Source organism: Janthinobacterium sp. GW460-12-1-14-LB5 (assembly GCF_059423585.1).
The window spans coordinates 81745-88798 of sequence record NZ_JBWKYD010000025.1 but is presented as its reverse complement, the minus strand read 5'-3'; the positions used below and the strand labels follow the sequence as shown (position 1 = coordinate 88798).

Annotated in this window: 7 protein-coding genes; 3 read left to right on the top strand and 4 right to left on the bottom strand. The window is 61.0% G+C overall.

All coding sequences use genetic code 11. The annotated features are described in order from the left end of the window. The first annotated feature begins 294 nt into the window (after positions 1 to 294). Positions 295 to 708 carry a DoxX family protein gene (locus AC07X6_RS23165; protein ID WP_494792527.1) on the top strand — a complete coding sequence of 138 codons (414 nt, stop codon included), beginning with the start codon at positions 295 to 297 and terminating at the stop codon, positions 706 to 708. Between the two features lie 9 nt (positions 709 to 717). Here AC07X6_RS23165 and AC07X6_RS23160 read toward each other — a convergent pair whose 3' ends face one another. The 3 genes from AC07X6_RS23160 to AC07X6_RS23150 form a co-directional block, all read right to left on the bottom strand. Further along, the gene (locus AC07X6_RS23160) at positions 718 to 1929 is read right to left on the bottom strand and encodes a phospholipase effector Tle1 domain-containing protein (RefSeq protein WP_494792526.1); all 1212 of its coding nucleotides are present in this window, start codon (positions 1927 to 1929) and stop codon (positions 718 to 720) included. A gap of 156 nt (positions 1930 to 2085) precedes the next feature. After that, the gene (locus tag AC07X6_RS23155; protein WP_230541919.1) at positions 2086 to 2736 is read right to left on the bottom strand and encodes a CoA transferase subunit B; all 651 of its coding nucleotides are present in this window, start codon (positions 2734 to 2736) and stop codon (positions 2086 to 2088) included. Positions 2737 to 2754: 18 nt separating this feature from the next. Next, positions 2755 to 3456, bottom strand: a complete 702-nt coding sequence (locus AC07X6_RS23150) for a CoA transferase subunit A (RefSeq protein ID WP_230541918.1) — start codon at positions 3454 to 3456, stop codon at positions 2755 to 2757. A gap of 147 nt (positions 3457 to 3603) precedes the next feature. On the opposite strand from AC07X6_RS23150, the gene AC07X6_RS23145 reads away from it, so the two are divergent. Next, the gene (locus tag AC07X6_RS23145) at positions 3604 to 4170 is read left to right on the top strand and encodes a LuxR C-terminal-related transcriptional regulator (RefSeq protein WP_070221561.1); all 567 of its coding nucleotides are present in this window, start codon (positions 3604 to 3606) and stop codon (positions 4168 to 4170) included. Here the strand turns inward: AC07X6_RS23145 and AC07X6_RS23140 are convergent. Then, positions 4167 to 4943 carry an SDR family oxidoreductase gene (locus AC07X6_RS23140; RefSeq protein ID WP_034752351.1) on the bottom strand — a complete coding sequence of 259 codons (777 nt, stop codon included), beginning with the start codon at positions 4941 to 4943 and terminating at the stop codon, positions 4167 to 4169. The two genes, AC07X6_RS23145 and AC07X6_RS23140, sit on opposite strands and share 4 nt — an antisense overlap. Before the next feature lie 251 nt (positions 4944 to 5194). Here AC07X6_RS23140 and AC07X6_RS23135 point away from each other — a divergent pair, with 251 nt between their 5' ends. Next, on the top strand, positions 5195 to 6871 hold the full coding sequence (locus AC07X6_RS23135) for an electron transfer flavoprotein-ubiquinone oxidoreductase (protein ID WP_230541917.1): 1677 nt from the start codon (positions 5195 to 5197) through the stop codon (positions 6869 to 6871). The last annotated feature ends 183 nt before the right edge of the window (positions 6872 to 7054 follow it).

The following is a 7054-nucleotide window of genomic DNA, read 5'->3' as shown; positions in this document are numbered from 1 at the left end:
CACCCAACCCACCCGACCGAGGACGCCTACGTTGCACCGAGCGTCAACATCGTCAAGTAAGCCGTACTCAGTATTGAAAAGCCCCGCGGAGCGATCCGCGGGGCTTTTTCATGGGCGAAAGATTGAGCACATCATCAACGCACAGTAAATCATCCATCAATATTCATCATGATGATCAATGAATGCAAAACCATTACAGTACTGCTTACTGTTCGCCGCCAGGCTCCCGCATAATGACATTGCGTTAATGCAAGCCTGACACCGAACCATCCTCATTATTGAATGGAGCACCTCATGTCCCTCTCGCCCGCCGTCTACGCCACCTGGTCCCCACGCTTGCTGGGCCTGCTTCGCATCATCCTCGGTTTCCTCTTCCTGCAGCACGGCACGGCCAAGCTGTTCGGCGCGCCGCACGTGGCCATGTTCGACGGCTTGCAACTGTTTTCCCTGATGGGCGCGGCCGGCGTCATCGAGCTGGTGGGCGGCACCCTGCTGCTGCTCGGCCTGTTCACGCGCCCCGTCGCCTTCATCCTGTCGGGCCAGATGGCGGCCGCCTATTTCATCGCGCACGCGCCGGCCGCCTTCCTGCCGATCCTGAACGGCGGCGAAATGGCCGTGATGTACTGCTTCACCTTCCTGTACTTCGCGGCGGCCGGTGGCGGCGCCTACAGCCTGGACGGGCTGCGCGGCAAGGCGGGCGCCGCATAAACGACCTGGCTAGCGCGAGCACTCCAAAGGATAGGGCCGTTGCTCGATCACACCCTGCATGCGCAACGGCGCGCTGCCAGCAACGGTCCTCACTTGCAGGGCCGGGGCCTGCATGGCGCCGTCGGGCAATACCCTGTCCTCGCAATGGCTGAACAAATTGGCCGGCCGGTCGCCGATCGACCAATGCGCCAGGCCCAGCGGATCGCCAGCCAGCTGCAACGGCGGGAGCGCATAGTCTTGCGCCAGGCCCGTCATCATCCACGCCAGCGACAGGTCGGACAACGCCCGTGAATCGGCGTAACCACCACCGATATCGGCATGCGATCCGGGAAACCAGAGTTCGCTGACGCTCGTGTAGTCTGCATTAATGGGCGGACACAGCAAGATGGGATGGAAGCGGCTGCGCTTTTCATCGCGCGACACGGCATGCAGGATGCGGCGGATCGGCGGATAGGAATCGGACTTGTAGCGGTCGCCGTCCCTGCCGTCGCTCATTTCCTTGCACACACCGAAGTCCTTGAACAGGGAACCGGGCACGGTATCCCACAGACCGAGAAATTGGATTTCCACCGGCACCACGGCTACCTTGAAACGTTCGCGCAGTTCTTTACCAGCGATCGGCTCCTGTCCCGGCCGCCACGCCTTCCACGCATTCACATAGGCCTCATCATTCTTGCGCTTGACCACTTCGAGGATGGCGTTATCGCGCCCAAGCCGTTGTTCGATATCGTCTTCCGACCTGGCCGGCACGCCCGCGTAGGCGATCAGGCCAGCCAGTGCGCGGGCCTGATGGGCGCCACGGCTGAAGCCCAAAATGTAGAGCTTGTCACCGGGGCGAAACGCCTGCGCGATGAAATCATAGCCGCGCAGGATACGCGGCTCCATGCCAAGGCCGAGGCTGGCGCCCAGCACGGGACTTTCGACGCTGCCCACGCCTTCAATATAGATGGCGCTGGTCTGCGCCTCGTCGGCATTGAGCACCGCATCAAAGACCCGGCGCACATTGGTCCCGGAGGCGCTGTCATTGCGCGTCCCATCCAGAAAGACAAAGATGTTTTTTGCCAGGGCGGGATCGCCCGCAAACACTTTCTCCGTCACCACCGGGTTGACGTGCTCGCCGCCGGCGGCGGCACAGGCGGACAGCAACGCCGCCAAGCCCGCAGCCAACACACTCCCTGCCATGCGCCTCAGTAGCGGCGATGCGTACCAGTTTGCCTTCATGACTGCTCCTTGTCGTGACTTCGTCTGCCCTGCACCGTTCCAGCATAGGCACACTTCAGGGACAGCCTTAGACATGGCGCAGACGTAGTGCGTGCCCGGCGAAAAAAAAGCGGACATCGCTGTCCGCCCTTTTATTCCCTACGACGATCCGCCTGCTTACACGGCGGAAACGTCCAGTTCCGCGCCCGTGGCCGCCTGCACCTGTTCCTTGGTCACGCCCGGCGCCAGTTCCACCAGCTTCAAGCCGTTTTCCGTCACGTCGATGACGCCCAGGTCGCTGATGATGACGTCGACCACGCCCACGCCCGTCAGCGGCAGGTCGCACTGCTTGAGCAGCTTGTGCGACGTCGTGCCATCCTTGGCCGTGGCCACGTGTTCCATCAGCACGACGACGCGCTTGACGCCGGCGACGAGGTCCATCGCGCCGCCCATGCCCTTGACCATCTTGCCTGGAATCATCCAGTTCGCCAGGTCGCCCTTTTCCGACACTTGCATCGCGCCCAGGATGGCCAGGTTGATCTTGCCGCCGCGAATCATGCCGAAGGAATCGGCCGAGCTGAAGTAGGCAGCGCCGGGCAAGGCCGTCACCGTCTGCTTGCCCGCGTTGATCAGGTCGGCATCGACCTCATCCTCGGTGGGGAACGGGCCGATGCCCAGCAAGCCGTTTTCCGACTGCAGGAATACTTCCATGTTGTCCGGCACATAGTTGGCGACCAGGGTCGGCAAGCCGATGCCCAGGTTCACATAAAAGCCATCCTGCAATTCCTTTGCCGCGCGCGCGGCCATTTCGTCACGTGTCCAAGCCATAATAATCTCCGTATTCTTTTATGCTTCAGTGCGCACGGTGCGCTGCTCGATGCGTTTTTCCGGGTTCGCGTTGACCACGATGCGGTGCACGAAGATGCTCGGCGTATGCACCTGGTCCGGGTCGATCTCGCCCACTTCGACCAGTTTTTCCACTTCGACGATGGTGATCTTGCCGGCCATGGCCACGTTCGGGTTGAAATTGCGCGCCGTCTTGCGATAGATCAGGTTGCCGGCGCGGTCGGCCATGTAGGCTTTGACGAGCGCCACGTCGGCCACGAGGCTGCGTTCCATCACGTATTGTTCGCCGTCGAATTCGCGGATTTCCTTGCCGTCGGCAACGATGGTGCCCACGCCCGTCTTGGTGAAGAAGGCGGGAATGCCGGCGCCGCCGGCGCGCAGTTTCTCGGCCAGCGTGCCTTGCGGCGTGAATTCCAGTTCCAGCTCGCCAGCCAGGTACTGGCGCGCGAATTCCTTGTTCTCACCCACGTAGGAGGCGATCATTTTCTTGATCTGGCGCGTGGTGAGCAGCTGGCCCAGGCCGAAGCCGTCCACGCCGGCGTTGTTGGAAATGGCCGTCAGGCCCGTCACGCCCGAATCACGCAAGGCGCCGATCAGGGCTTCGGGAATGCCGCACAGGCCGAAGCCGCCGACGGCGATGGTCTGGCCATCTTGGACGATACCGGCCAGCGCCGAGGCGGCGTCAGGATAAACTTTATTCATGAGTGTCCCTCTATCTTTTGTTAAGCTTTGGTCTTGAGTCCATGACTCAGGCAGCGACTCAGCATAAAATACGCGAGTGGAAAGTACAATACCGTAGAACTACCGGCGCCGTGCCTGCAATCCCCCTGTGAGAGTGATACGTATCAGATGAACGCCGCGTCAGCCATCGATTATGAAAGCATCTTCCTGCACGCGCCCGTGGGCATGTGCATGTCGGAAAACCGCATCATGCGCAGCTGCAACGAAGCGCTGGCAGCCATGTTCGGCTACGCGCGCGCCCAGCTCGACGACCAGTCCTTCGAAGTACTCTACCCCACGCACGACGAATTCCTGCGCACGGGTGACCGCATCATCCCCATCATGAACGCCAGGGGCCGCTATTCGGACGAGCGCATCATGCGCCGCAGCAATGGAGAATTGTTCTGGTGCCACGTCACGGGCCACGCCATGCTGCCGAACCAACCGCTGGGAGCGGGCATCTGGACGTTCGAAGATGTCAGCGAGAAACGCCCCGTGACGGCGGAACTGACCCCGCGCGAGCGCGAAATCGCCGCCCTGCTGGTGGAAGGCAAGACCAGCAAGGTCATCGCCCGCCAGATCGACCTCAGCCCCCGCACGGTGGAAATGCACCGCGCCAAGCTGATGCGCAAGTTTGCCGCCTCGACGTCGTCCGAGCTGGTGCACAAGCTGGTGGGCTTGCAGCTGCAGCGTTAGAAGGTACTCATTCCACCGTCTGCGGAAATGATGGCGCCATTGATGAAATGCGAATCCTCGCCCGCCAGCAACAGCAACAGGCCATCGAGGTCTTCCGGCTTGCCCGGACGCTTGTTCGGCAGCATTTCGATCAGTTTCTTGCCCTGCTCGGTGGCGAAATAATCTTCGTTGATTTCCGTGGAAATGTAGCCGGGGCAGATGGCGTTGGTGTTGATGCCATATTTACCCCATTCCACGGCCATGGCGCGCGTCATGTGCACCATGCCCGCCTTGCTCATGCAATACACGCCGATCTGCGGCAGCACCTGCAAGCCCGCCATCGAGGCGATATTGATGATGCGGTGCTGTTTCTTCGGGTCGCCCTTGGCGCGCGCGATCATGCGCTTGGCCGTCTGCTGGGCCACGAAGAACGATCCGCGCAGGTTGGTGTCCATCACGAACGAGTAATCTTCGGGCGTGACGTCGACCAGGCGTTGCGTGGTGGAGACACCTGAGTTGTTGACGAGGATATCGATGGGGCCCGCTTCCGTTTCCGCGTGCGCGATGGCCGACTTGATGCTGGCAAAGTCGGTCACGTCGAGCGACACCACGTGCGCGGCGCCGCCGTCCGCTTCGATTTCGGCGCGCAATTCCTTCAGCCGTTCGGTGCGGCGCGACGCCAGCACGACCTGCGCGCCGGCCTGGGCCAGCACTTTCGCAAAGCGCGCGCCAAGGCCGCTCGATGCGCCGGTAATCAGGGCAATCTTGCCCTCGAAATTGACTTCTATGCCCACGAGCTACTCCTGTTTTATTTTAGATAACACTTTACGCCGTGCCGATGGCACCGGGGCAAAATACCGTGCGCCGTACTTGAGCAAAGGTAAACGCCATCATTACACAAAATGGCCGGATTTAGATTGCGGCGAGGGGCAATGTCACGCAAAATGGCGCCAAAGTTGCAATCCTCGCCAAAAACAAGCACACTCGTGCTTAAATTTATTCGAAGATTCCTCACCCACCCATTTAGTGACTAACAATCGAGACCATGACACAGCCTAATAACTTAGTTGAACAGTACGGACCGCGCGAGACCATGGAGTATGACGTGGTGATCGTCGGCGGTGGCCCCGCAGGCCTGGCCGCGGCGATCCGCCTGAAGCAGCTGGCCGCTGAAAAGAGCCAGGAAGTGTCCGTCTGCGTGCTGGAAAAAGGCGGCGAGCTGGGCGCGCATATCCTGTCGGGCGCCATCATGGACCCGAAAGCGCTGACGGAACTGATTCCGAACTGGAAAGAACTGGGCGCGCCCCTGAACACGGCAGTGACGGAAGACCGCATCCTGTTCCTGACCGAAACCAAGGCATACAAGACGCCGAACTTCGCCGTGCCGGCCTGCTTTGAAAACCACGGCAACTACATCGTCTCGCTGGGCAATGTGGTGCGCTGGATGGGCCAGCAGGCGGAAAACCTGGGCGTGGAAATCTTCCCGGGCTTCCCGGCCGCGGAAATCCTCTACAACGACGACGGCTCCGTCAAAGGCGTGGCAACCGGCAACATGGGCGTCAAGCGCGACGGCGAACCCGGTCCCGACTTCCAGCTGGGCATGGAACTGCACGCCAAGTACACCCTGTTCGCCGAGGGCGCGCGCGGCCACCTGGGCAAGCAATTGATGGCCAGGTATGACTTGAACGCCGGCAAGGATCCCCAATCGTACGGCATCGGCATCAAGGAATTGTGGGAAATCGACCCAGCCCTGCACCAGCCTGGCCTGGTGATCCACTCGACGGGCTGGCCGCTGGACGCGAAAACCTACGGCGGCTCCTTCCTGTACCACCTGGAAAACAACCAGGTCATGGTCGGCTACGTGGTCGGCCTGGCCTACGAAAACCCCTACCTGTCGCCGTACGAGGAATTCCAGCGCTACAAGACGCATCCGGAAATCCGCAAATTCTTCGAAGGCGGCAAGCGCATCTCCTACGGCGCGCGGGCGATCACGGCCGGCGGCCTGCAATCGCTGCCGAAACTGGTGTTCGCCGGTGGCGCGCTGATCGGCTGCGACGCGGGCTTCCTGAACATGAGCCGCATCAAGGGCAGCCACGCGGCCATCAAGAGCGGCATGCTGGCGGCCGAAGCGGCCTTCGGCGCGCTGGGCGAATCGCGCCAGCACGACGAACTGACGAGCTACCCAGTTGCTTTCGAGCAATCCTGGCTGCACGAAGAGCTGCACGTGGCGCGCAACGTCAAGCCATGGCTGTCGAAAGGCCTGTACCTGGGCAGCCTGATGACTGGCATCGACCAGATCATCTTCCGCGGCAAGGCGCCATGGACCCTGCACCACACGCATGGCGACCACGAATGCCTGAAACCGGCGGCCCAGTCGAAAAAGATCGTGTATCCGAAACCCGATGGCAAGCTGACCTTCGACAAGATGTCGTCCGTCTTCATTTCGAACACGAACCACGCGGAAGACCAGCCCATCCACCTGACCTTGAAGAACGCCAGCGTGCCCGTCGACGTCAACCTGGCCACATATGCGGGTCCGGAAGCGCGCTACTGTCCCGCCGGCGTGTACGAATTCGTGAAGAACGACGACGGCGCCGAGCGCCTGCAGATCAATGCGCAAAACTGCGTGCACTGCAAGACCTGCGACATCAAGGATCCGACGCAGAACATCGTGTGGGTGACGCCGGAAGGCGGCGGCGGGCCGAACTATCCAAACATGTAAACGGCAGCACCCACGCATGGCGACAAGGTCGCCAGCTGGCAGAAAGACAGCGCCCTACCCCACGGTAGCGCGCTGTTTTTTATTAAAAGCATCATATTTCCCCACGCTTTGACCCGCCAGCAACACCAAGTTTGCATTGCGACAGCATTCCCGGATAAATTCCACCCGGAAAGTTTCTCAGAA

Bases quoted from the DNA above. Each gene is read 5' to 3' on its own strand.
- AC07X6_RS23150 (WP_230541918.1), bottom strand. From the start codon at position 3,456: ATGAATAAAGTTTATCCTGACGCCGCCTCGGCGCTGGCCGGTATCGTC.
- AC07X6_RS23160 (WP_494792526.1), bottom strand. From the start codon at position 1,929: ATGAAGGCAAACTGGTACGCATCGCCGCTACTGAGGCGCATGGCAGGG.
- AC07X6_RS23155 (WP_230541919.1), bottom strand. From the start codon at position 2,736: ATGGCTTGGACACGTGACGAAATGGCCGCGCGCGCGGCAAAGGAATTG.
- AC07X6_RS23135 (WP_230541917.1), top strand. From the start codon at position 5,195: ATGACACAGCCTAATAACTTAGTTGAACAGTACGGACCGCGCGAGACC.
- AC07X6_RS23165 (WP_494792527.1), top strand. From the start codon at position 295: ATGTCCCTCTCGCCCGCCGTCTACGCCACCTGGTCCCCACGCTTGCTG.
- AC07X6_RS23145 (WP_070221561.1), top strand. From the start codon at position 3,604: ATGAACGCCGCGTCAGCCATCGATTATGAAAGCATCTTCCTGCACGCG.